This window comes from Mycolicibacterium madagascariense (assembly GCF_010729665.1).
Taxonomy (GTDB): domain Bacteria; phylum Actinomycetota; class Actinomycetes; order Mycobacteriales; family Mycobacteriaceae; genus Mycobacterium; species Mycobacterium madagascariense.
In genome coordinates this window covers 5,200,960-5,222,401 of the sequence record NZ_AP022610.1, presented here as the reverse complement: position 1 = coordinate 5,222,401, position 21,442 = coordinate 5,200,960, and the positions used below count along the sequence as shown (strand labels likewise).

Annotated in this window: 21 protein-coding genes and 1 tRNA gene; 8 read left to right on the top strand and 14 right to left on the bottom strand. The window is 69.7% G+C overall.

From position 1 onward, the window contains the following. Positions 1 to 9: 9 nt before the first annotated feature. Positions 10 to 723: a GntR family transcriptional regulator gene (locus tag G6N60_RS24755; RefSeq protein WP_163742255.1), complete on the bottom strand. Its 714-nt coding sequence runs from the start codon at positions 721 to 723 to the stop codon at positions 10 to 12. A gap of 92 nt (positions 724 to 815) precedes the next feature. Here G6N60_RS24755 and G6N60_RS24750 point away from each other — a divergent pair, with 92 nt between their 5' ends. Next, positions 816 to 2,141, top strand: a complete 1,326-nt coding sequence (locus tag G6N60_RS24750) for a carotenoid oxygenase family protein (RefSeq protein ID WP_163742252.1) — start codon at positions 816 to 818, stop codon at positions 2,139 to 2,141. 573 nt (positions 2,142 to 2,714) lie between these two features. Continuing rightward, a complete protein-coding gene (locus G6N60_RS24745; RefSeq protein ID WP_163742249.1) occupies positions 2,715 to 3,143 on the top strand; it encodes a hypothetical protein in 429 nt (142 codons plus the stop codon). A 9-nt stretch (positions 3,144 to 3,152) separates the two neighbouring features. On the opposite strand, the gene G6N60_RS24740 is transcribed toward G6N60_RS24745, so the two are convergent. Next, positions 3,153 to 3,440 carry a CDGP domain-containing protein gene (locus tag G6N60_RS24740; protein WP_163742245.1) on the bottom strand — a complete coding sequence of 96 codons (288 nt, stop codon included), beginning with the start codon at positions 3,438 to 3,440 and terminating at the stop codon, positions 3,153 to 3,155. A 204-nt stretch (positions 3,441 to 3,644) separates the two neighbouring features. Between G6N60_RS24740 and G6N60_RS24735 the strand changes: the two genes are divergently transcribed. Both G6N60_RS24735 and G6N60_RS24730 read left to right on the top strand, forming a co-directional pair. Then, positions 3,645 to 4,022, top strand: a complete 378-nt coding sequence (locus G6N60_RS24735) for a hypothetical protein (protein ID WP_163742242.1) — start codon at positions 3,645 to 3,647, stop codon at positions 4,020 to 4,022. Between the two features lie 57 nt (positions 4,023 to 4,079). After that, positions 4,080 to 5,180 carry a cation:proton antiporter gene (locus tag G6N60_RS24730; RefSeq protein WP_163744504.1) on the top strand — a complete coding sequence of 367 codons (1,101 nt, stop codon included), beginning with the start codon at positions 4,080 to 4,082 and terminating at the stop codon, positions 5,178 to 5,180. A gap of 15 nt (positions 5,181 to 5,195) precedes the next feature. On the opposite strand, the gene lfrA is transcribed toward G6N60_RS24730, so the two are convergent. The 3 genes from lfrA to G6N60_RS24715 are packed head-to-tail and all read right to left on the bottom strand — an operon-like array spanning position 5,196 to position 8,265. Then, positions 5,196 to 6,716, bottom strand: a complete 1,521-nt coding sequence (lfrA, locus tag G6N60_RS24725; protein ID WP_163742239.1) for an efflux MFS transporter LfrA — start codon at positions 6,714 to 6,716, stop codon at positions 5,196 to 5,198. Between the two features lie 43 nt (positions 6,717 to 6,759). Then, entirely contained in the window at positions 6,760 to 7,332 is a 573-nt protein-coding gene (locus G6N60_RS24720; RefSeq protein ID WP_163742236.1) for a TetR/AcrR family transcriptional regulator, read from the bottom strand. 48 nt (positions 7,333 to 7,380) lie between these two features. Beyond that, complete coding sequence (locus G6N60_RS24715) at positions 7,381 to 8,265, bottom strand: RDD family protein (RefSeq protein ID WP_163742234.1); 885 nt, start codon at positions 8,263 to 8,265, stop codon at positions 7,381 to 7,383. A gap of 27 nt (positions 8,266 to 8,292) precedes the next feature. Between G6N60_RS24715 and G6N60_RS24710 the strand changes: the two genes are divergently transcribed. Next, a complete protein-coding gene (locus G6N60_RS24710; protein WP_163742231.1) occupies positions 8,293 to 9,285 on the top strand; it encodes a stage II sporulation protein M in 993 nt (330 codons plus the stop codon). Between the two features lie 77 nt (positions 9,286 to 9,362). On the opposite strand, the gene G6N60_RS24705 is transcribed toward G6N60_RS24710, so the two are convergent. The 5 genes from G6N60_RS24705 to G6N60_RS24685 are packed head-to-tail and all read right to left on the bottom strand — an operon-like array spanning position 9,363 to position 14,482. Next, positions 9,363 to 10,685, bottom strand: coding sequence for a DUF58 domain-containing protein (locus G6N60_RS24705; protein ID WP_163742228.1), 1,323 nt, complete (start codon positions 10,683 to 10,685; stop codon positions 9,363 to 9,365). Next, positions 10,686 to 11,657, bottom strand: a complete 972-nt coding sequence (locus tag G6N60_RS24700; RefSeq protein WP_246241007.1) for an AAA family ATPase — start codon at positions 11,655 to 11,657, stop codon at positions 10,686 to 10,688. It lies immediately after the preceding gene. After that, positions 11,654 to 12,796, bottom strand: coding sequence for a DUF4350 domain-containing protein (locus tag G6N60_RS24695; RefSeq protein WP_163742226.1), 1,143 nt, complete (start codon positions 12,794 to 12,796; stop codon positions 11,654 to 11,656). The genes G6N60_RS24700 and G6N60_RS24695 overlap by 4 nt, the downstream gene beginning before the upstream one ends. Then, the gene (locus tag G6N60_RS24690) at positions 12,793 to 13,446 is read right to left on the bottom strand and encodes a DUF4129 domain-containing protein (protein WP_163742223.1); all 654 of its coding nucleotides are present in this window, start codon (positions 13,444 to 13,446) and stop codon (positions 12,793 to 12,795) included. Before G6N60_RS24690 ends, G6N60_RS24695 begins: the two co-directional genes overlap by 4 nt. Before the next feature lies 1 nt (position 13,447). Next, on the bottom strand, positions 13,448 to 14,482 hold the full coding sequence (locus tag G6N60_RS24685; protein WP_163742220.1) for a DUF7847 domain-containing protein: 1,035 nt from the start codon (positions 14,480 to 14,482) through the stop codon (positions 13,448 to 13,450). Positions 14,483 to 14,555: 73 nt separating this feature from the next. Here G6N60_RS24685 and G6N60_RS24680 point away from each other — a divergent pair, with 73 nt between their 5' ends. The 3 genes from G6N60_RS24680 to G6N60_RS24670 all read left to right on the top strand — a co-directional run bounded on the left by G6N60_RS24680 (position 14,556) and on the right by G6N60_RS24670 (position 16,362). Further along, positions 14,556 to 15,020 (top strand): GatB/YqeY domain-containing protein, encoded by a 465-nt coding sequence (locus G6N60_RS24680; protein WP_163742217.1) that lies wholly within the window; start codon positions 14,556 to 14,558, stop codon positions 15,018 to 15,020. A 39-nt stretch (positions 15,021 to 15,059) separates the two neighbouring features. Further along, on the top strand, positions 15,060 to 16,046 hold the full coding sequence (locus G6N60_RS24675) for an LLM class F420-dependent oxidoreductase (protein ID WP_163742214.1): 987 nt from the start codon (positions 15,060 to 15,062) through the stop codon (positions 16,044 to 16,046). A gap of 70 nt (positions 16,047 to 16,116) precedes the next feature. Further along, positions 16,117 to 16,362, top strand: a complete 246-nt coding sequence (locus G6N60_RS24670; protein WP_163742212.1) for a hypothetical protein — start codon at positions 16,117 to 16,119, stop codon at positions 16,360 to 16,362. A gap of 65 nt (positions 16,363 to 16,427) precedes the next feature. On the opposite strand, the gene G6N60_RS24665 is transcribed toward G6N60_RS24670, so the two are convergent. The 4 genes from G6N60_RS24665 to ponA2 form a co-directional block, all read right to left on the bottom strand. Further along, positions 16,428 to 16,501, bottom strand: a tRNA-Pro gene (locus G6N60_RS24665). Between the two features lie 316 nt (positions 16,502 to 16,817). Next, positions 16,818 to 17,930 carry an L-cysteine desulfhydrase Cds1 gene (gene cds1, locus G6N60_RS24660; RefSeq protein WP_163742209.1) on the bottom strand — a complete coding sequence of 371 codons (1,113 nt, stop codon included), beginning with the start codon at positions 17,928 to 17,930 and terminating at the stop codon, positions 16,818 to 16,820. Next, on the bottom strand, positions 17,927 to 18,898 hold the full coding sequence (locus G6N60_RS24655; RefSeq protein WP_163742206.1) for a metallophosphoesterase: 972 nt from the start codon (positions 18,896 to 18,898) through the stop codon (positions 17,927 to 17,929). The genes cds1 and G6N60_RS24655 overlap by 4 nt, the downstream gene beginning before the upstream one ends. Positions 18,899 to 18,969: 71 nt before the next feature. After that, on the bottom strand, positions 18,970 to 21,432 hold the full coding sequence (gene ponA2, locus G6N60_RS24650; protein ID WP_163742204.1) for a transglycosylase/D,D-transpeptidase PonA2: 2,463 nt from the start codon (positions 21,430 to 21,432) through the stop codon (positions 18,970 to 18,972). Between the last annotated feature and the right edge of the window lie 10 nt (positions 21,433 to 21,442).

Below are 21,442 nucleotides of genomic sequence, written 5' to 3'. Positions count from 1 at the left end.
CGGCGCGGCTCAGCCGTCGCCGACGATCAGTCCGGTGTCGGCGGGCAGGGTGGCGACGACCTCGTTCAACAGGCGGTGGTGGGCGGCGCTGCAGGCGAGCAGGCGCTCGGCGTCGCCGGTGAGGAAGGCGTCCAACATCTCTCCGTGATCCTCGTGCAAGCGAGCGCGGTGGACGGGCGCGACGTGCACCATCGCTTGAACGGGTTCGGTGACGTTCCAGGCGGATTCGAGCATGTGCATCAGCCGCAGCATCCCCGACGGCCGAGCCAACCCCATGTGGAAGACCCGGCTCTGCCGGTGGTAGGACTGCGAATCATCTTGGGACACAGCCAGTTCCAACAGTTGGTTGACGTGGATGACGTGCGCTCGGTCGGCGTCGGTGGCGCGCACGACCGCGGCCGCGAGGGCAGCCGACTCCAGGGTCTCGCGCACGACGTACATCTCGGCGAGCTCGGTGACCGTCAACCGTGCGACGGAGTAGCCGACGTTGCGCTGATGGGTGACGAGGCCCTCGCTGGTGAGGGTCATGAGGCTCTCGCGGACCGGAATGTGGCTGACGCCGAACAGGTCGGCCACCTCGCCGACCGGGATCGGGGTGCCGGGCGGCACGGCGCCGTCGAGGATGACGCGGCGCAATTCGTCGACGACGGTCTGTTGCGACGCAGCGCCGCCGCGGCGGATCGCGAGCCGGAAGGCCCAGGCAGAGTGGCGACGGTCCGGCATCCCGACATCTTCCTACTGTGCAACCGCTTAGAGAGCACATTCCCAGACATTCCACCATTGACATGTCATTGGTGGAGTGTCATGGTGGAAGCATGACCGACACCACCGAGTCCGAGATCCTTGGCACGGGCGAGTTCTTCCGGCGGGGCAACTTCGCGCCCGTTCCCGACGAGCTGAGCGACGTCGACCTGACCGTCACGGGCACCATCCCGGCCGAACTCGACGGCTGGTATCTACGCAACGGACCGAACCCGCGGCAGGCCGGCGGACACTGGTTCACCGGTGACGGCATGATCCACGGCGTGCGCATCGAGAACGGGCGCGCCGCGTGGTACCGCAACCGCTGGGTGCGCACCGACAGCTTCGAACACGACATCCCGCTCTACAACGAGGACGGCACGCGCAATCTGCGATCCGCCGTGGCGAACACCCACGTCGTCAACCACGCGGGGAAGACGCTGGCGCTGGTCGAGTCGTCGCTGCCCTACGAGGTGACCAACGACCTCGAAACCGTCGGCGCCTACGACTTCGGCGGCAAGCTGGTCGACTCCATGACCGCGCACCCGAAGATCTGCCCGACGACCGGGGAGATGCACTTCTTCGGCTACGGCAACCTGTTCGAGCCCTACGTCACCTACCACCGCGTGGACGCCGCCGGCGAGCTGACCGTGAACCGCCCGGTGGACGTGCCCGCGCTGACGATGATGCACGACTTCGCCCTGACCGCCCGACACGTCGTCTTCATGGATCTGCCGATCGTGTTCGACGTGGACGCGGCGGCCTCCGGCGACATGCCGTTCCGCTGGAGCGACACCTACGGCGCTCGGCTCGGCGTCCTGCGCCGCGACGACCCCCACGGTCCGATCCGCTGGTTCGACATCGACCCGTGCTACGTGTTCCACGTCGCCAACGCCTACGACGCGGGCGACTCCATCGTGCTGCAGGCCGCGCGCTATCCCGAATTGTGGCGCCACGACGGCGGTTTCGGCGCCAACGCGATGATGTGGACGTGGACCATCGACCTCGCCACCGGGGTCGTCCACGAAGCGCAGCTCGACGACAGATCGGTGGAGTTCCCCCGCATCGACGACCGGCTGGCGACCCTGGCCGCGCGCTACGCCGTCTCCGTGGGCAACGACGCGCTGGTCCGCCACGACCTCACCACCGGCTCCGCCGTCGAGCATCGGTTCGGCGAATCGGCGACGCCGGGAGTTCCCGGCGAGGCGGTGTTCGTGCCGTCCGACGGCCCGGCCGACGAATCCGCGGGCTACTACCTGGGCTACGTGTACGACCCCGCGCGCGACGGCAGCGACCTGGTGATCCTCGACGCCTCCGACTTCGCCGCGGACCCCCTGGCGACGATCGCGCTGCCGCGACGGGTGCCCTTCGGGTTCCACGGCAATTGGATTGGTGCGTAGGACAACGACTTTCACCACTCGGTGGTGTTACCTCACCAATCTCGCGCAGTTGCACGGTGGCACGTGAACGGACTGAATGTATGTCGGTCACGCGGGATAGCGTCGAATGATGATTGACGTGAGAACGCACCGGAGATCGCCGCTGTCGTGATTCGGCGAGAACAGCAAGGAAGACAGGAACTCCGGAAGGCGCAGCGGACGGCAGCGGCTGAAATCGCCTCGGAGCGAGGAAGCTACCGGCCACCGCGTCGCAACGCGTGCCGCGAACGATCATGGGAGTCCGCCGCCGACGACGCGAATACGGTTCGACTGGAGAATCGCACCTGGCACCTCGGCAAGCATCTCACCGAATTCGTCATCAACGCCCAAGTGCTCACGGCTGAGGGTTGGCGGACGATCGAATACGTGGATTGTTGCCATGGGTCGTGTCATCACCATCCGCAGAACGGTGCCGACCCACGGCACATCGCACGACTAGACGCGATTCAAGACGTGACGGAGGCGTTTCGCCTGGCACAGGATCTGATGTACGAGCGGCTACGCATCATTCGACGATGAGAGGACAATCGCAGCGTGACCAGAATCAGTCAGAAGCAACTCGACGCGTTCCGCATGGAGGTCGACTGGAATCTCGCCTGCGGCTGCCTCGCCGAATACGAGTTGCCCGTGACGAGCGACGAGGGTGGGCACCCGGTAGTCGTCGCGTTCGATTCTGAACGCCTGTCGGTGTTGCTCGGCCGCATCCGTGCCGTAGGCGGTTACGCCAACGTGTTCGTGCGCGGCCGCAGCGGGGTCCGAATGGCGTCGGTGATGAGCGACGCCTGTGCGATCGCCGAGCCCAATCAGATGACCGGTGACGAGGCCCCCGGGGCCGACGCGACCGTGGGAGCGTTCCTCGACTACGTCAGTCACCACCCCGAGGGCGTCGCGGTGTCGGCTGCGGTCGGACAACCGGCGCGTGCACGCGATGCGCGCGCGGTCGACTTCGCGGTCGCCATGTAGCCAGCGGACCTACGGATCGATGTGGTACTGCGGTTCGTGGATCGGGTATTCGCCGGGGCCGACCGTGTAGCAGCTGTAGGTCGTCGGGTAGATCATCTGTCCGAACGCGGTCTGCGCCCCGTAGGCCACCGAGCAGCGGTTCCATTTTCCGTCGTCGCCGATGGGTCCGTCGCAGAACCGGGCGTAGGTCTGTTTCTCGCAGCCGGCGCTGGCCGGCGCGGCGAGCGCGACGCCGGAGGCAGCGGCCAGCACGGCAGCGGCCAGCAGCGGCCTGGCCCAGCGAATGGTGCGCCCCATGGGTGCGGAGTCTACCCAGGGGAGCGACGGCACGTCAGACGGCCGGCGCCGCCGGTGGGGGTTTGCCGTGGCAACCTCTGAACCGGGCGCCGCTGCCGCGAAGCCTGGCTCGCGGCAGTACGTGGACGCGGTCTCCGCGGGCGCGATCGACGGCATCCGGCAACTGGATGCCTCCTGCCAGCCACCCCGTTTATCGTGTCTCGGATGGCAGTCAAGTGGCTCGACGCCCCCGAGGATCACGACTACGCCGCAGCAGCGGACTATCTCAGTCTGATCGGGGAGGACCACGCGGTCGGCACGACGGTCGCCGCGCTGCGCTCCGCGGACTCGACACTGCGCAAGGCCAAGGACATCCTGCGGGCCGCGCGTCTGGATCTGCTGCCAGCGACCAACGCGCGCGTCAAGGGCGACCTCTCGAAGATCGACTCCGGCAAGAAGCTCTCACCCATCCTGCTGGTGCGCGGCGACGGCGTCACCGGTGCCGCACTTCAGATCGCCGACGGATACCACCGCGTGTGCGCGAGCTACCTGACCGACGAGGACACCGACATCCCGTGCCGCTTGGTGTCGTGGCAGTCGTGACGACCTGACGTGTCGCACTTCGGGTTTCACACGCTGGCGCTGCTCGTCCTCGTCGGCATGGCGGGACCACTGCTGGTGGCCATCCCGCGACTGCGCATCCCCGTCATCATCGGCGAGCTGGCGGCCGGAATCGTCATCGGGAGAACGGGTTTCGGCATCGTCGACCCCGATGATCCGACGTTCGCGCTACTCGCCAACATCGGCTTCGCACTCGTCATGTTCGTCGTGGGCACGCACGTCCCGGTGCGCGATGCGTCCCTGCGGGCTGGCCTGCCCAGGGCGGTGCTGCGCGCCGCGGTGGTCGGCGTGGTCGCCGCGGTGCTGGGTGTCGTGCTCGCCCGGGTGTTCGGCACCGGTCACGCGGCGCTGTACGCGGTGCTCATGGCGTCCTCCTCGGCAGCGGTCGCACTGCCGATCATCGACGGGTTGAAACTCTCCGGACCGTCGGTGCTGTCGGTCAAGGCGCAGATCGCGATCGCCGATGCGGCGTCGATCGTGTTGTTGCCCTTGGTCATCGACCCATCGCGGGCACCCAAGGCGGCGCTCGGCGCCGTGGCGATCGCGGCGTGCGCCGGTGTGCTGTTCGTCGTGCTGCGACACTTCGAGCGCCGCGGCACCCACGAGCGGCTGCGAGAGTATTCGAAGCAGCACGATCTGGCCCTCGAGTTGCGTCTCAGTCTGCTGATGCTGTTCGCCCTCGCTGCCCTGGCGACCGCCACGCACGTGTCGATCATGCTGGCCGGCTTCGCACTGGGGTTGGTGGTCAACGGAATTGGTGAACCACGGCGCCTCGCGCGCCAACTCTTCGGCATCACCGAGGGGTTCTTCGGCCCACTGTTCTTCGTCTGGCTGGGCGCGTCCCTGCAGGTGCGCGAGTTGGGGGAGCGGCCGGAGTTCATCGGACTCGGGGTGGCGCTCGGCGTCGGAGCCGTCGTGGCGCACGGCGCGGGACGCGTGCTCGGGCAGCCTCTGACGCTCGGCGCCATGGCGGCGGCGCAGCTCGGCGTGCCCGTCGCCGCCGCCACCCTCGGCACCGAACTCAAGCTGCTCGGCCCGGGAGAGCCGTCGGCCCTGATCCTCGGCGCGCTCATCACGATCGCGGTGACGACCGTCGCCGGGGTGGTTTTCGGGAGGCACGCGCCTGCGCCGCAGGCGTAGGGCCCAACCCGGGTGCTACCCGGCCCGACGGAACGACCACGCGACGACGGCCGCCGCGAGCAGCACCAGCACGGCGGCGATGGTCGCCGTCGGGGCGATGCCCGCGTCGAACGCGGTTCGCGCGGAGTCCATCAGGCGACCGCTCATCGCCGGTGGCAGCGTGCCCGCGACCGACGCTGCGCCGCCGATGCTTTCGCGCGCGTCCGCGGTCTGCAGGTCGGTCAGCCCGCCGGGCAGTTCGACACTGGCGCGGTAGTACGCCGTGAAGATCGTGCCGAGTGTCGCGGTGCCGACCACCGCGCCGAGCTCGTACGCGGTCTCCGAGACAGCCGACGCCGCACCGGACTTGGCGGCCGGTACCGACGCCACGATGGTGTCGTTCGAGATGGTCTGCGACATGCCGACACCGATCTCCAGGATGGCGAAGGAGGCGATGATCGCGACGACGTCGAGGTCGTGGCGCACCAGCAGGATGGCCACGAAGCCTGCCGCGACGAGGATCAACCCGACGATCATCAGGACATGTGGCGCAACGCGTTTGGCCACCGGCACGACGGCGATGCCCGCGATCATCGACAGCACGGCACCGGGCAGCGTGACCAGGCCGGCGGCCAGCGGACTCAATCCCAGTACCAGCTGCAGGTGCTGCGAGACGAAGAAGATGAAGCCGATCAGTCCGACGATGGACAGGAAGTTGGCCAGGATCGACGACGTGAACGGCGCGCACCTGAAGAGTTCGACGTCGAGCATCGGTGTCGCGCTGCGTCTTTGACGACGCACGAACGACACGCCCGAGACGATCCCGACGAGCAGTGCGGCCACGGCGAGCCACGAGATTCCGTCGTGCGCAGCGGACTTGATGGCCCACACCACCGGAAGCATCGTCGTCAGGGTGAGCAGCACGCTGAGCGGATCGACGGGGCCGGGATGGGGGTCCCGCGACTCGGGCACCAGGCGCGGCGCCAGCACCAGCAGCGGCAACAGGATCGGTACGGCGATCAGGAACACCGCACCCCAGTGGAAGTGCTGCAGCAGGGCGCCCCCGACGATCGGCCCGAGCGCCGAGCCCGCGGTGAAGCACGAGGCCCACAGCGCGATCGCGAGGCGGCGGGCCGAGGCGTCGAGGAAGATGTTGCGGATCAGCGACAGCGTCGAGGGCATCAGCATCGCGCCGAACACGCCCAGCAGGGCGCGGGCTGCGACCAGATACTCCGCACTCGGTGCGAACGCCGCGGCGGCCGAGACCACCGCGAAGCCGCTCGCGCCGATCATCAGCAGCCGTCGCCTGCCGATGCGGTCGCCGAGACTGCCCATCGTCACCAGGAGGGCGGCCAGCACCAGCGAGTAGACGTCGACGATCCACAGCTGCGTGGTAGCGGCGGGACGGAAGTCCTCGGCGATGCTGGGCAGCGCGAAGGCGAGCACGGTGTTGTCGACGGCGATGAGCACCACCGGAAGCACGAGGACCGCGAGCGCGACCCACGCGCGGCGCGGTGTGGAGATGGACGCCGAGGGGACGTCCACGTGAAGAGACATTGGAGCTACTCCTGAGAACGACGTCGGGCGAACGCCCCTGACGTCACGGGTGGTGGGGATTGATGGTGCCGGTGGTAAGACTGGCCATGATGGCGTCGACCACCTGCACCCTCGGGGTGCCTTTGCGGGCGGCGTCGTAGCCGGCGGTGAGCAGTGCCCAGAACACCAGCCGGGGCCAACCGGGGGGTCCGGCCGAGCCCTGGGTGGCGGCCCGGTCGAGCACCTCGACGATGACCTCGTCACCCGTGTCGAGCTCGGCGGCGATCTGCGGATCCGCCAGGATCGTGGGCTCGTTGTAGACGAACGGCACGATGGGCCCGAGGTCCAGCTGGCACTCGACGACCCGGCGCAGCGCCTCGACGGGCGGCCCGCAGTTCGGCTCGGCCCGCGCGATCGCGGCGTTGCTGAGGGCGTGGACGTGCAGGGCGAGGGCCCGCAGCAGGTCGGTGCGCTCGGAGAAGTATCGGTGCAGCGTGCTGCGGCCGACCTCCGCAGCCGTGGCAACGTCGGCGAGCGAGGCGCCCGGGTCAGCAGCGAAGACGGTCATCGCGGCGTCGAGGATCGCCCGGCGCGTCCTCGAGCGCGAGCCGCCCTCGGCCGCTGACGGTGCATTCATGTCGTCTAATGTAGCACGCGTGGTCCACAGTGGGACATGGATGTCCCACTAGTCGGGGGCGATGAAGCCTCCGGGGGCGGCGACCGGCGGCGCCTGGGCCGACGGCGGCGCGTGGGTCGGCGGTGGCGCGGGGGTGAAGGGCGGCGCGTGGGGGAGTGGCGCCTGGGCCGGGGGCGGCGTGGCGGCCCGAAGCCGGGCCAGTTCGCGGCGGTGGCGCTCGGCGAGGACGGCCGCGAGCACCAGGGGCGGCGGCGCGTCGGCGGGAGGGGGTGGGGACACCTGCGCCAGGACGTCGACGTAGATGCGGTAGGCCATCTGGTCGCGGACGGTGGGCTCCAATTGGCTTGCGCGACTGAGGAACTGACGAGCCAGCTCGGCCTGCTGCGACCGCAGGCCAGACAGCTGAAGCGACGCCGCCCACCACGCCAGTGCCGGAGGCATGGGCACGGGCGCGGGCAGCTTGGGTGCGCGCTCGCTGATCACCATCGTGCCGGCGAACACGTCGCCGATGCGCTTGCCCCTCGCCGAGAGCATGCTGCAGATGACGGCGGGCCCACCGGTCAGCGTCCAGAGTTCGACGAAACCCGCCAGTGCTCGAAACAGGGCCTGGCGGAAGCGTTCTGGGCCACCGTCGTCGGACACGACGCGCAACCCGAGCGCCATCTTGCCCAGCGAGCGGCCCCGGGTCGTCGTCTCCATGACGACGGGATAGCCCAGGATCGTGACGACGGTGAAGACGACGAGCACCGCGGCCGACAGGGCCGAGTCGAACCCGGACAGCGTCAGGGCCCACAGCAGGACGCCGACGACGTAGCCGGTGCCCACCACCGCGAGGTCGATCAGAGCCGACAGCACGCGCACGGGCAACTGGGCGATCTGGACGTCCAGCGCCACGGCGTCACCCGTGACCATCGCCTCGGGTTGGGCCGCCACCCCGCCCACGCTACTAGGCTGCACCAGGTGGACGTCGACGCCTTCGTGCTGACCCACCGCCCGTCGTGGGACCGGTTGGAGCACTTGGTCAAGCGCCGCCGCAGGCTGACGGGCGCCGAGGTCGACGAGATGGTCGACCTCTATCAGCGGGTGTCCACGCACCTGTCGATGGTGCGCAGCGCCTCGGGTGACGGCGTGCTCGTCGGCAGGCTGTCGGGGCTCGTCGCGACGGCGCGCGCGGCGGTCACCGGCGCTCGGGCTCCGCTCTGGAGCGAGTTCGCCCGCTTCTGGACGGTGTCGTTCCCCGTCGTGGCCTACCGGTCGTGGCGCTGGTGGCTCGGCTCCGCGGTCGCGACCCTCGTCGTGGCGGTGGTGATGGGCGTCTGGGTCGCCGGCAGTCCCGAGGTGCAGGCGGCCGTCGGCACCCCCGCGGACATCGCGCACATCGTCGACCATGAATTCGCCGCGTACTACAGCGAGAACCCGGCGGGCTCGTTCGCTCTGCGGGTCTGGACCAACAACGCGTGGGTGGCCGCGCAGTGCATCGGCTACGCCGTCGTCCTCGGCCTGCCCATTCCGTACGTCCTGTTCCAGAACGCGGCGAACCTCGGCGTCGTCGGCGGGCTGATGTTCGACGCGGGTCGGGGTGACGTGTTCTTCGGCCTGCTCACCCCGCACGGGCTACTCGAGCTGACCGCGGTGTTCCTCGCGGCGGCGGCGGGGATGCGCCTGGGTTGGTCGGTGATCGCGCCGGGGGACCGACCGCGCGCCCAGGTGCTCGCCGAACAGGGCCGCGCCGTGGTGTCGGTCGCGGTCGGGCTGGTCGTCGTGTTGCTGGTGTCCGGGTTGATCGAAGCGCTCGTCACGCCCTCGGGATTGCCGACGTTCGTCCGCATCGCCATCGGCGTCACCGCCGAGGTCGGCTTCCTCACCTACGTGATCCACTTCGGCCGCAAGGCCGTTCGCGCCGGGGAGACCGGCGACCTCGACGACGCGCCCGACGTGCTTCCGACGGGCTGACGTTCCCCCCGCGAGCAGCCGCAAATCTGCGCGACACGCCGCAGAAAGTGGCATGTTTGCGTCTGCTCGCGGGGGAATTAGAGGCGGCCGGCGGCCTTCATCGCCAGGTAGCGGTCGGCCAGGGCGGGCGCCAGTTCCTCGGGCATCGCATCGACGACGTCGACCCCGTGACGGCGCAGTCGGGTCGCCACGTCGCCGCGATCGTTGCGGGCGCGCTCGGCCGCGGCGGCGTCGTACACCTGCGCGGCGTCGGAGCGGCCCGCCGCCAGCCGGTCCCATCGCGGGTCGCCGACCGCCGCGACGATCACGTGGTGTCTGGCCGACAGTTGGGGCAGCACGGCCATCAACCCCTCGTCGAGAGCGAACGGGTTGAGGTCGGTCAGCAATACGACGAGCGCCCGCTGCCGGACGCGACGCCGCACGGTCGCGACCATGGCCGCGGCGTCCGACTCGACGAGTGCGGGTTCGAGCGGTGCCATCGCCTCGACGAGTTGGGGCAGCAGTTCGTTGCGCGTCGCGCGGTGTACACCGGCGCGGGGGACCCTGTCGTGGGCGATGAAGTCGACGTGGTCACCGGCGCGAGAAGCCAACGCCGCCAACAGGAGTGCGGCGTCCATCGACCAGTCGAGCCGCGGCCACCCGCTCGGGTCGCCGGCCATGGGGTCGACGCCGACGCGGCCCGCCGACGTGCGGCCGGTGTCGAGGACGATGACCACCCGGCGATCGCGCTCCGGGCGCCAGGTGCGCACCACGACGTCGGATCGCCGTGCGGTCGCGCGCCAGTCGATCGAACGGACGTCGTCGCCCGCGACGTACTCGCGCAAAGAGTCGAACTCGGTGCCCTGCCCCCTGATGAGCACCGGGATGGCGCCGTCGAGCTCGCGCAGCTTCGCCAGCCGCGAGGGCAGGTGCTTGCGCGACAGGAACGGTGGCAGGATGCGCACCTGCCAGGGCACCCGGTGCGAGCTCTGTCTGCCCGCCAGCCCGAGCGGGCCCACCGACCGCGCGGTCACCAGCGCGGACCGCTGATCGCCCCGACGCACGGGACGCAGCACGGTGTCGAGGCGAACCCGTTGTCCCACGGCGAGATTCGTCTCATGGGTGCGCGGTGCGGCGCGCGCCGACGGTGCCCACGCGTCGCGCACGACGCCGCGGAACCGGCGCCGCCCCCGATTCTCGACGATGAGTCCGGCGGTGACGGACTCGCCGAGGCGGGCCGTGGCGTCACCCGCGCGGCTGAACCCGAGGTGCGCGGTGCTCGCCGCCAGTGCGGCATCGACGACGACCGCCAGCAGCAGCAGAGCGAGCAGGACTACGAAAGTCGTTGCGGGCCAGGGCGAGACGGCGATCGGCAGGACGCCGACGACGGCGATCTGACCGATGCGGCCGGTGAGGACCATCTAGCGCGGCACCGCAACCGCGGACAGGATGCCGTCGAGAACGCCATCGGGGGTGGCGCCCTCGAGCTCGGCCTCGGGCCGCAGGGCGATGCGGTGGCGCAGCGTCGGCCGGGCCATGGCCTTGACGTCGTCGGGGGTGACGTAGTTGCGGCCCGACAGCCACGCCCACGCCCGCGACGTCGCCAGGAGTGCCGTTGCACCGCGCGGCGAGACGCCGAGCTGCAGGGCGGGCGAGTGCCGCGTCGCGCCCGCGAGGTCGACGATGTACCCGGTGACCTCGTCGGCGACCAGGACGCGCCGGACGCCGTCACGACCCGCGGCCAGCTGGGCGGGACCGGCGACGGGCCGTATCCCCGAGAGGTCCTGAGGGTCGAAACCCCTTGCGTGCCTGGTGAGTATCGCGATCTCGTGCTCCCGCGGGGGCAGGGGCACGTTGAGCTTGAGGAGGAAGCGGTCGAGCTGCGCCTCGGGCAGCTGGTAGGTGCCCTCGTACTCGATGGGGTTCTGCGTGGCGGCGACGATGAAGGGGTCGGGCAGCGGCCGGGCCTCCCCGTCGACGCTGACCTGCCGTTCCTCCATGGCCTCCAGCAGCGCGGCCTGCGTCTTGGGCGGTGTCCGGTTGACTTCGTCGGCGAGCAGCAGGTTCGTGAACACCGGACCGGCGCGGAACTCGAACTCGCTGGTGCGGGCGTCATACACCAGGGACCCCGTCACGTCGCCGGGCATCAGGTCCGGCGTGAACTGCACCCGCTTGAAGTCCAGCTGCAGCGCCGCGGACAGCGTGCGCACCAACAGCGTCTTCGCTACGCCCGGAACCCCTTCCAGCAGGACGTGTCCGCGGCACAGGAGCGCGATCACCAACCCGCTGACGACGGCGTCCTGTCCGACGACCGCCTTTGCGATCTCGGTGCGCAACGCCAGCAGCGCAGCGCGGGCGTCGTCCTGGTCGGTCGGATTCGGTGCATCGATCACGAAGCTGAGACCTGCCTTTCGATGTCGTCGAGGAGTCGGGAGAGGTCGACGAGTTGGTCGTCGTCGGTGGGGATCGGACCGTAGAGGGCATACTGCACGGCTGCGGGGTCCGCGCCGGTGCGTTGCGCGATGGTCCCGACGACGGCGGCGGGATCCGACCGGTCGCCGAGGCCGAGCCGGGGGACGAGGCGTTGCAGCGCCGCGGTCCGCAACGCGGGCGCCGCGCGGTCACGGGCCCGGTGCGACCGGTACAGCCTGCCGCGTCCCTCGACGGTCTCCGAGGCGCGGACCACGACCGGCAGGTCCTCTGCGACGAGGGGACCGACGCGGCGGACGCGCCACAGCGCCACGCAGGCGACGGCCAGGACGAGCTGCAGGACGATCCAGCCGACGCGCGGCGGGATGAGGTCGGTGATCGACGTGGCGCCGTCGGACTCGCCCTCGATGCGCTTGGGGGTGTACCAGACGACCCTGGGCCGCTCACCGGCCAGGTTCATCGCCAGTGCGGCGTTACCCTCTTGCAGCAGAGCCGAATTCGTCATGAAGTCGGCGCTGCCGACGACGGTGACGGTGCGCCCGTCGGCGGTGTAGCGCACCAGGGCGCCGCCGTAGCACCGGGTGACCGTGGCACCGTCGACGGCCTCGAAGGTGTCGCTGCTGCCGAGTTGGATGCGCCCGGCCCTGGTGGCCGCGCGCAGATCGCAGTCCGGTTCGCCCCCGAAGCTGGACTCCGAGGCGGGACGGATCTTGGGCGCGAGTGACTCCCTGATCGCCGAGAGTGGCTCCACCAGCAGCACGTCACCGGGTAGCTGGTTCAGCCGGCGCAGGCCGGCGTCGTCGACGAGGTACGCCGTCGGGGCGACGAGCAGCAGCGCATCGGGACGCATCGACCGTTCGACGGACGCGACGTCGTCGGCGGGGATCACGTCCACGCCGCGCTCCCGCAGCAGCTGGACGAGCGCGTGCGCGCCCTCGGGCGAGGTCGCATCGGGGTCCATCCGGCCGCCCGTGGCCGGGGTGGTCAGCAGGGCGGCGACGATGGACACGGCGACGATCGCGGCGAGCGCGAGCAGCACCCAGCGCAGGCTGCGCCACCGCTGCACGACGGTGGGGCCGACGCGCGACTGGGTCGTGGTCACCGCACCTCGGCCCAGCCGTCGCGGGTTGCCCGGGCCGCGTCGTCCGGCGCGCTGCCGGCGGCGTGGGCGCACACGTGGTCGTCGAGGGCGGCGACGAGCCGGTAGCCGGGTTCGGTGCCGGGTAGTTCACCGTAGGTGACGTCGTTGAACGACGTTGCCGCACCGTGCAATTCGAGGGCCAACCCGGGCAGCTCGCGGCCGGCGTCGCGGGCCAGCTCCGACGCGGTGCGGCCGGGGATGGGGAGCAGGACGCCGGTCTCCTCGAGATGGCGTGCGATGCCGCGCACCCGGTGACGTATCGCCGCGGCCCAATCACCTTCTGCCGCAGCATGTTCGGCGGCCGACCGGTGCTGGGTCGAGCTCATCTCGGTCGTCCCGAACAGCGCGTCCTGATGGCCGCGGCGGGTGCGCATGGTGCGCCGCGTGATGCGGATCGCCGCGACGGCGGCCACCGTCAGGAGGAGGAGCAGGACTATGATCGTCAGCCATCCGCCGGGCACCGACGCCGCGCGGGAGACCAGGCGGGCCAATACGTCGTCCAGCCACTGGAGCACCAGGCTCGGCAGCGAACCGTGCGGGTAGATGGACTTGCTCAGCTCGTGCTGGGCGGCGTCGTGGGCGGCCTCGCGGTCGATGTCGATGGTGGCCACGTCAGCGTCGCGGGGTCAGCCACAGGTCGTCGGTGGAGTGCACCATCGGCGAGGCGCCGGTCTGCAGCACCAGATCGAACGCCTCGGCGCGAATGCGCCGGTCGGTGTAGAGCAGGACGACGACGCCCGCGGTGAAGGGGGCCGTGACGATCTGACCGACGGCGCTGCCGACGCCGGCCAGCACCACGGCGGCGACCGCGGCGCCGGTCGACTCGTCGACGAGCTGCAGGACCGAGCCGACGACGGCGAACGGCATCGTGACCGCGAAGGAGACGATGCCCGCGGCCACCGCCGCCAGCAGCCGAATGCCGAACACCCGCCAGAAGTCGTGCCGCACCAGGGCGATGGACCGGGCGAGGGCGGGCAGCACGCCAATGCGCTCCAGCACGACCAGGGCGGGCGCGAAGCTCAGCACGGTGTAGAGGTAGACGAGCAATGCGACGAGTGCCAGCGCGAGCACCGCGCCCACCGCGAAAGCCGCTGCGTCGCCGACGATTCGGTCGACCGCGGCGACGAGTCCGACCGCGACGGCGATCAGCAGGGCGGCCCCGGCCGCCTCCAGCACCGTGACCCCGAGCAGGGGCAGCAGACGTCCGCGGGCCCGTCGCCACGCCTCGCCCATGCCGATCGTCGCGCCGAACACCGCGCGCCCGACCACGACCGTCAGCAGACCGCTCAGGACGATGGCGGCCAGGACGCTGGTGACCACGCTCGCCGCCTCCGAGGCGAGCAACCCGACGAGCGCGGAGTCGGAGAACCCCGACTGACCGTCGCGTCCCTGCGCCAGCACGTCGGCGGACGTCAGCGGGCCGATCTGAAACAGGAGCGCGACCACCTGGGACGTCACGACCACGATGGCCGTCAGTCCGAGGGTGGCTCTCGGGTTGGCGCGGACGTAGGCGACCGCCCCGTTGAAGACGTCGGACAGCGTCAGCGGGCGCAGCGGAATGACGCCGGGGCGTACGACGGGCGTGGGCCACATCGGCGCGGAGTAGCCAGGCGGGTGAAACCCGGGGGGCGGGTAGTAGCCGCTCATGCCCACCATCCTGTCGATCGCCCGTGCGATTGTCGACGTCGACGGCCCCGGGTGCGGGCGTACCGTCTAGGCCATGGCGGAACTGAAGGACCGATTGCGGGCCGATCTGACGGCGGCGATGAAGGCCCGCGACAAGCTGACCACGGCCACCTTGCGGATGCTGATCGCGGCCATCCAGGAGGAGGAGGTCAAAGGCAGCCAGGTGCACGAGCTGTCCGACGACGAGGTCCTCAAGGTGCTGGCGCGCGAGTCGCGCAAGCGCGGTGAGGCCGCCGAGGTCTACGTGTCCAACGGCCGGGGCGATCTCGCCGCCAACGAGCGCGCCGAGGCCCAGGTGATCGACGACTACCTGCCCGTGCCGTTCAACGACGACGAGGTGGCCAACGTGGTGAACACCGCCATCGCCCAGGTCACCGAGGAGCTCGGCCATCAGCCGGGGATCAAGCAGATGGGCAAGGTCATGGCGGCCGCCACCGCGATCGCCGAGGGGAAGGCCGACGGCGCCCGTCTCTCCGCCGCGGTCAAGGAGCGTCTGTAGTCGGTTTTCGACTCGGTCACGCGCGGGTAGAACTCAGCCATGACACGATTCGGCTACACCCTCATGACCGAGCAGAGCGGTCCCAAACAGCTTGTGGAATACGCGGTTTCGGCCGAGCGGCTCGGTTTCGACTTCGAAGTGAGCAGTGACCACTACTCGCCGTGGCTCGCGGCGCAGGGCCACGCGCCCAATGCCTGGACGACTCTGGGCGCGGTGGCGCAGGCAACCGAGCGGGTCGAACTGATGACCTACGTGACGTGCCCGACCATCCGCTACCACCCCGCCGTGGTGGCCCAGCAGGCCGCGACGTTGCAGATCCTCGCCGACGGGCGGTTCACGCTCGGCGTCGGCAGCGGCGAGAACCTCAACGAGCACGTCGTCGGCCAGCGGTGGCCGACGGTGCTTCGCCGGCAGGACATGCTGCGCGAGGCCGTTCAGATCATCCGCGAGCTGTTCACCGGCGAGCTGGTCGACTGGAAGGGCGAGTACTTCGAGGTCGACTCGGCGCGCCTGTGGGATCTGCCGGACGTTCCGGTTGCCATCGCCGCGGCCGTGTCGGGCGAGCGCTCGGTCGAGACGTTCTCCCCGCTGGCGGATCACCTCATCGCCGTCGAACCCGATGCCGACCTTGTCAAGGGGTGGCACGGCGCGCGCAAGGCGACGGGGTTGCCGGGAGACTCACGGGTCATCGGGCAGATTCCCATCTGCTGGGACACCGACAGGGATGCGGCCGTCACCAGGGCCCACGAACAGTTCCGGTGGTTTGCCGGCGGCTGGAACGTCAACGCCGACCTGCCGACCACCGCCGGTTTCGCCGGAGCGACGCAGTTCGTCAAGCCCGACGACGTCGCCTCGTCCATCCCGTGCGGACCCGATCTCGACGCGATCGTCGAGGCGGTCAGCGAGTACTGGAAGGCGGGTTTCACCGACATTGCGCTGGTCCAGGTCGGTGACGAGGGCCAGGACCGCTTCCTGAAGGAGGCGGCTCAGCCGCTGTTGGAGAAGCTGCGCGCCGCCGCGGCCTGACCGCCTCGGATTGAAAGTGCGCTAACGTGGGAACTACGTTTGCCCGCAGCAAATCAACGAGGAGGCGCTCGTGACGTGGAACCTGATAGTGGGGTACCTAACGATGGCGCTCGTGGCGGCGGTCGTGGTGTTCGTGGTGAGCGCCCGGCTCGGTGACGAGCGGCGACCCCTGGGCCAGCGGACGTTCCTGAGCCTGGCGGCCGGACTCGTCTGGCCCGTTATCCTGCTCGGCGTGGCGGAGGTGAGTTCGTTCGCGGTCTATGCGAAGGCTCACGAGCACGACGACGAGGAGGAGCGGGTGCTGGTCGTCGCCTGACCCCGCAACCCCAACGACGAGGGCTCCGACCATTGCGGTCGGAGCCCTTGTCGTTGCCTACGCGGTCGGGGTAGCGGGATTCGAACCCACGACCTCTTCGTCCCGAACGAAGCGCGCTACCAAGCTGCGCCATACCCCGCGATGAGCCCGGCTAGCGTATCGCACCCGGCCCGGCGGAAGCCAAATGGCCCAGCCCGTCCCGGCGGCGTCGCGTGGGTCACGAACGTGATTAGTCCCGGAGCGGATGGGTAGACAACGCACAGGTTGACATGCTGACGCGGAATGCAATTGCCCGTCGGCGACGTTGTCCCCAGCACGACTTCGATTCGTTCGAGAGAGGCAGTCACCATGACGGTTCTGGGAGCCACCATCTACTTCGGGTTGTTCGCCATTGCTGCGCTGTGGCTGTTCGCAACCTCCGATCGCTTCCGCCGCGGCGCGTTCCAGAGCGGCGATCAGGTCCAGCGGCCCGAGCGCTCGAACTCTTGGAGCACCGCCTCCGACGACGAGGGCTCCAGCCCGCGGGTGCTCAGCCACTCCTCGTCGAAGTAGGTGTCGGCGTAGCGTTCGCCGCTGTCGGCGAGCAACGTCACCACCGAACCGCTGAGTCCCTGAGCGACCATCTCCGCTAGCAGTCCGAACGCACCCCACACGTTGGTGCCCGTCGACGGACCCACTCGTCGGCCCAGCACCCGGCTGATGTGGTGGGCGGCGGCAACCGAACCCGCGTCAGGCACCACCATCATGCGATCGATGACGTCGGGCAGGAATGACGGCTCGACCCGCGGTCGGCCAATGCCCTCGATGCGCGACGACTGACCCGCGACGTCGCGTGCGCCCTGCGCGTAGGACGGGAAGAACGCAGAGTTCTCCGGGTCCACGACGCACAGTTGGGTCGGCAGCCGCCGATAGCGCAGATAGCGACCGATCGTGGCGCTGGTGCCTCCGGTGCCCGCCCCGACGACGATCCACTCCGGGATGGGAAACGGCTCCTCCTGCATCTGCTCGAAGATCGATTCGGCGATGTTGTTGTTCCCACGCCAGTCGGTGGCCCGCTCGGCGTTGGTGAACTGGTCGAGGTAGTGGCCCCCGGTCTCCTCGGCGAGGCGCTCGGCCTCGGCGTACACCTGACCGGACTCGTCGACGAAATGGCAACGCCCGCCCTGAGATTCGATGAGAGCCACCTTCGCGGCACTCGTCGACGACGGCATCACCGCGACGAACGGCAGCCCGAGCATCGCGGCGAAGTACGCCTCGGACACCGCCGTCGAACCCGACGACGCCTCGATGATGGTCGTGCCCTCCCCGACCCAGCCGTTGCACAGCGCGTATAGGAACAGCGAGCGCGCGAGTCGGTGCTTGAGGCTGCCGGTGATGTGGGTGGTCTCGTCCTTCAGATAGAGACGAACGTCGACCGCACCGCCGGGCGAGCACCACGACATCGGCAGCGGATACCGCAGCAGGTGAGTGTCGGCACTGCGTCGGGCGTCTGCCTCGATGAGGCGGATCGCCTCGTCCACCCACCGGCGGGAGTGCCGTCGAACGGCAACCTCGGTGGGGTCGGTCAATGCGCCGAGACCGTGGGGTGGGACAGATCGGCGCGGCGTCCGAGGCTGCCGCCGCCGGTCGGAGAGGCCACCAGCGTCAACAGCGTCGCCTCGGGTCGGCAGCAGAAGCGGTACGGCGCGTACGGCGACGTGCCGAGCCCCGCCGACACGTGCAACTGCATGTGCGACCCCCATCGCGACGGACCCTTCGCGCGCGACGGGTCGAGGTCGCAATTGGTGACGACGGCGCCGTGGAACGGCAGGCACAGTTGGCCGCCGTGGGTGTGACCGGCCAGCACGAGCTGATACCCGTCGGCCGCGAAGCGATCCAGCACCCGCGTGTACGGCGCGTGCACCAGGCCGAGGGTGAGGTTGGCTGCGGGGCTCGCGGGCCCGGCGATGGTGTCGTAGCGGTCGCGCGAGAGGTGCGGGTCGTCGACGCCGGCGACGGAGATCAGCTGCCCCTTGACCTCGATCTCGCGGCGGGTGTGCGTGACGTCCAACCACCCGCGTTCGCTGAATGCGGCCCGCAAATCCTGCCACGGCAGCGGCTGACCGATGACGCGATGCGACGGCCGGAACAGGTAGTTGGCCGGGTTCTTCGGCTTGGGACCGAAGTAGTCGTTGCTGCCGAAGACGAACAGACCGGGTACCGCGAGCAGGTCGTTGAGGGCCTGGACCACCGACGGCACCGATCGCGGATGGGCCAGGTTGTCCCCGGTGTTGATGACCAGATCGGGTTCCAACCCCGCCAGTTCGCGAATCCACGCCTGTTTGCGGCGCTGGCCAGGCGTCATGTGGAAGTCGCTGAGGTGCAGCACCCGCAGCGGCAAGGACCCCGGCGTGAGCACCGGCATCGTGGTCTCTCGCACGACGAACGCATTGCGTTCGATGAGCGTGGCGTAGCCGATCCCCGCGGCCAACGAACCGGCGGCGACCGAACCGGCCAACCTGGCGGACTTATTCACAACCGTCGAACGGGCGAGCATGGTTGCAGCCTACTGCTACCGCCGGACACTCACCCGTCCCATTGCACGCAGTCCTCGACCGGACACCCGGTCTACGGAGGTGGCGGCCCCAGGATGGGGACCGTGATCGGCGGCAGCCCGGGGATGTTGATGACCGTCGAGCCGACCGGGGCCGGAACTGCGTTCGGGTCGTTGGGGTCGAACGGCAGCGCACCGGGCGGCGGCGGAGGCGGAGCCGGCGGGATGCCGTTGCTCGTCTGGATCGTGATGATCGACCCCGGGACCGTCTGACCCGACGGCGTGGTCCCCACCACGGCCCCGGCCGGGGCCGCGCTGTTGACCGGCGTCGGCTGGTCGGCGACCTGGAACCCGGCGTCCTTCAGCCGCTGCCGCGCCATGTCGGGGGTCATGCCCGCCACGCTGGGCACCTTGGAACCGGGCGCACCGTCGACGTACCGCGGATCGGTCGGGGGCAGCACGACGTCGTCCGGGGTGAACTGCTTCATCGCGGTGTACCACGTGCGCGCCGGCTCGTTACCGCCGTAGAGGTTGCCCGAACTGCACTGGCGCAGCGGCGAGGTGCACAGGTCCGACGGCGAGCTCGAGTCGTCGAAGATGTAGTTGGCGGCGGCGTAGGCGCTGGTGAAGCCGAGGAACCCGGCGGACCGGTGGGCTTCGGTGGTGCCCGTCTTGCCCGAGACCGGCAGGGTCCAGCCCGCCGCTCCCGCGGAACCGGCCGACGTGCCGCCGCCGGTGTCGTCCTTGCTGAGGGCGTTCGCCATGGTGTTGGCCAGGCCCTCGGGCACGACCTGCTCGCACGTCTCGGTGGTGACCGATACTTCCTTGCCGTTGCGGTCGTAGATCTTGTCGATCGGGTTCGGCGGGCACCACGTGCCGCCCGAGGCCAGCGTGGCCGCCACGTTGGACAACTCCAGCGGGTTGACCTCGATGGGGCCGAGCGTGAAGGACCCCAGATTCTGGCGCTTGACGAAGTCGGCCAGGCTCTCGTTGCTGTTGGGGTCGTAGTCGCGCGCGGTGCCGGGCAGGGCGTAGGAGCGCAACCCCAGCTTGACCGCCATGTCGACGGTGCGCTGCACGCCGACCTGCGAGATCAGCTTGGCGAAGGCCGTGTTCGGCGAGGTCGCGAGCGCGTCGGTGACGCTGAGCTGGCCGCGGTAGTTGCCGTCGTTCTGCACGCACCACGTCGCGGGCGGGCATCCCTTGGCGCCGCCGCTGCCGAGGCCCTTCGCCTCGAACCGCCCTGGCGCATCCAGCGTGGCGTTCACGCCCATGCCCATCTCGAGCGCGGCCGACGTCGTGAAGATCTTGAAGATCGATCCCGCGCCGTCGCCACCGAGGGAGAAGGGCTGCGGCTGCATCGTCTCACCCGAGTCGGTGTCCAACCCGTAGGTGCGATTGGACGCCATGGCCACGATGGGGTGGGAATCCTTGCCGGGCTTGATGACGCTCATCACGCTGGCCACACCGTTGAGGTCCGGCGCCGCGATGCCGTCGATCGACGACTTGACCTGGTTCTGGATGTCGGGGTCGAGCGTCGTCTTGATCAGGTAGCCGCCCTTGGCGACCTGCTCTTTGCTGATTCCGGCGCGGGCGAGGTAGTCGAGGACGTAGTCGCAGAAGAAGGCGCGGTCGCCGGCGGCGATGCAGCCGCGCGGCAGCTCATTGGGTTGCGGCAGCACGCCGAGCGGCTGCTGCTTGGCCGCCCGCAGCGCGTCGGCTTCCTGCGGGATGTTGTCGATCATGGTGTCCAGCACCACGTTTCGACGTTCCAGCGCACCCTCGGGGTTGGTGTAGGGGTTCAGCGTGCTGGTCGACTGGACCATGCCGGCCAGGAGCGCGGCCTGCTGCCAGTTCAAGTCGCTCGCGTTGATGCCGAAGTAGGTCTGCGCAGCGTCCTGCACGCCGAAGGCGCCGTTGCCGAAAGACACCAGGTTGAGGTAGCGGGTGAGGATCTCGGGCTTGGTGAACGTCTTGTCCAACGTCAGGGCCATGCGGATCTCGCGCAGCTTGCGAGCGGGGGTGGTCTCGACGGCGGCCCGCTTCTCGGCGTCCGTCTGGGCGATCACCAGCAACTGGTAGTTCTTCACGTACTGCTGCTCGATGGTCGAGCCGCCGCGGGTGTCGGGCGCACCGGACACGTAACCGGACAGCCCCGTCAGCGTGCCCTTCCAGTCGACGCCGTTGTGGTCGGCGAACCGCTTGTCCTCGATCGAGACGATCGCGAGCTTCATGGTGTTGGCGATCTGGTCGCTACGCACCTCGAAGCGGCGCTGGTTGTAGAGCCACGCGAGCGTGTTGCCCTTCGCGTCGACCATCGTCGACACCGCGGGGACCTCGCCCTCGACGAGCTGAGCCGACCCGTTGGCGACGACGTCGGAGGCGCGATTGGACACCAGGCCGAACCCGCCCACGAGCGGGAACATGATGCCGGCGGCGATGACGCTGGCGAGCAGGATGCACCAGGCGAGCTTGATCACGGTGACCGTGGGAGGCACTCGCCTCGGCGGCGGCGTCGCCTGCGGTCGGTCTGGCATGGCTACAGAG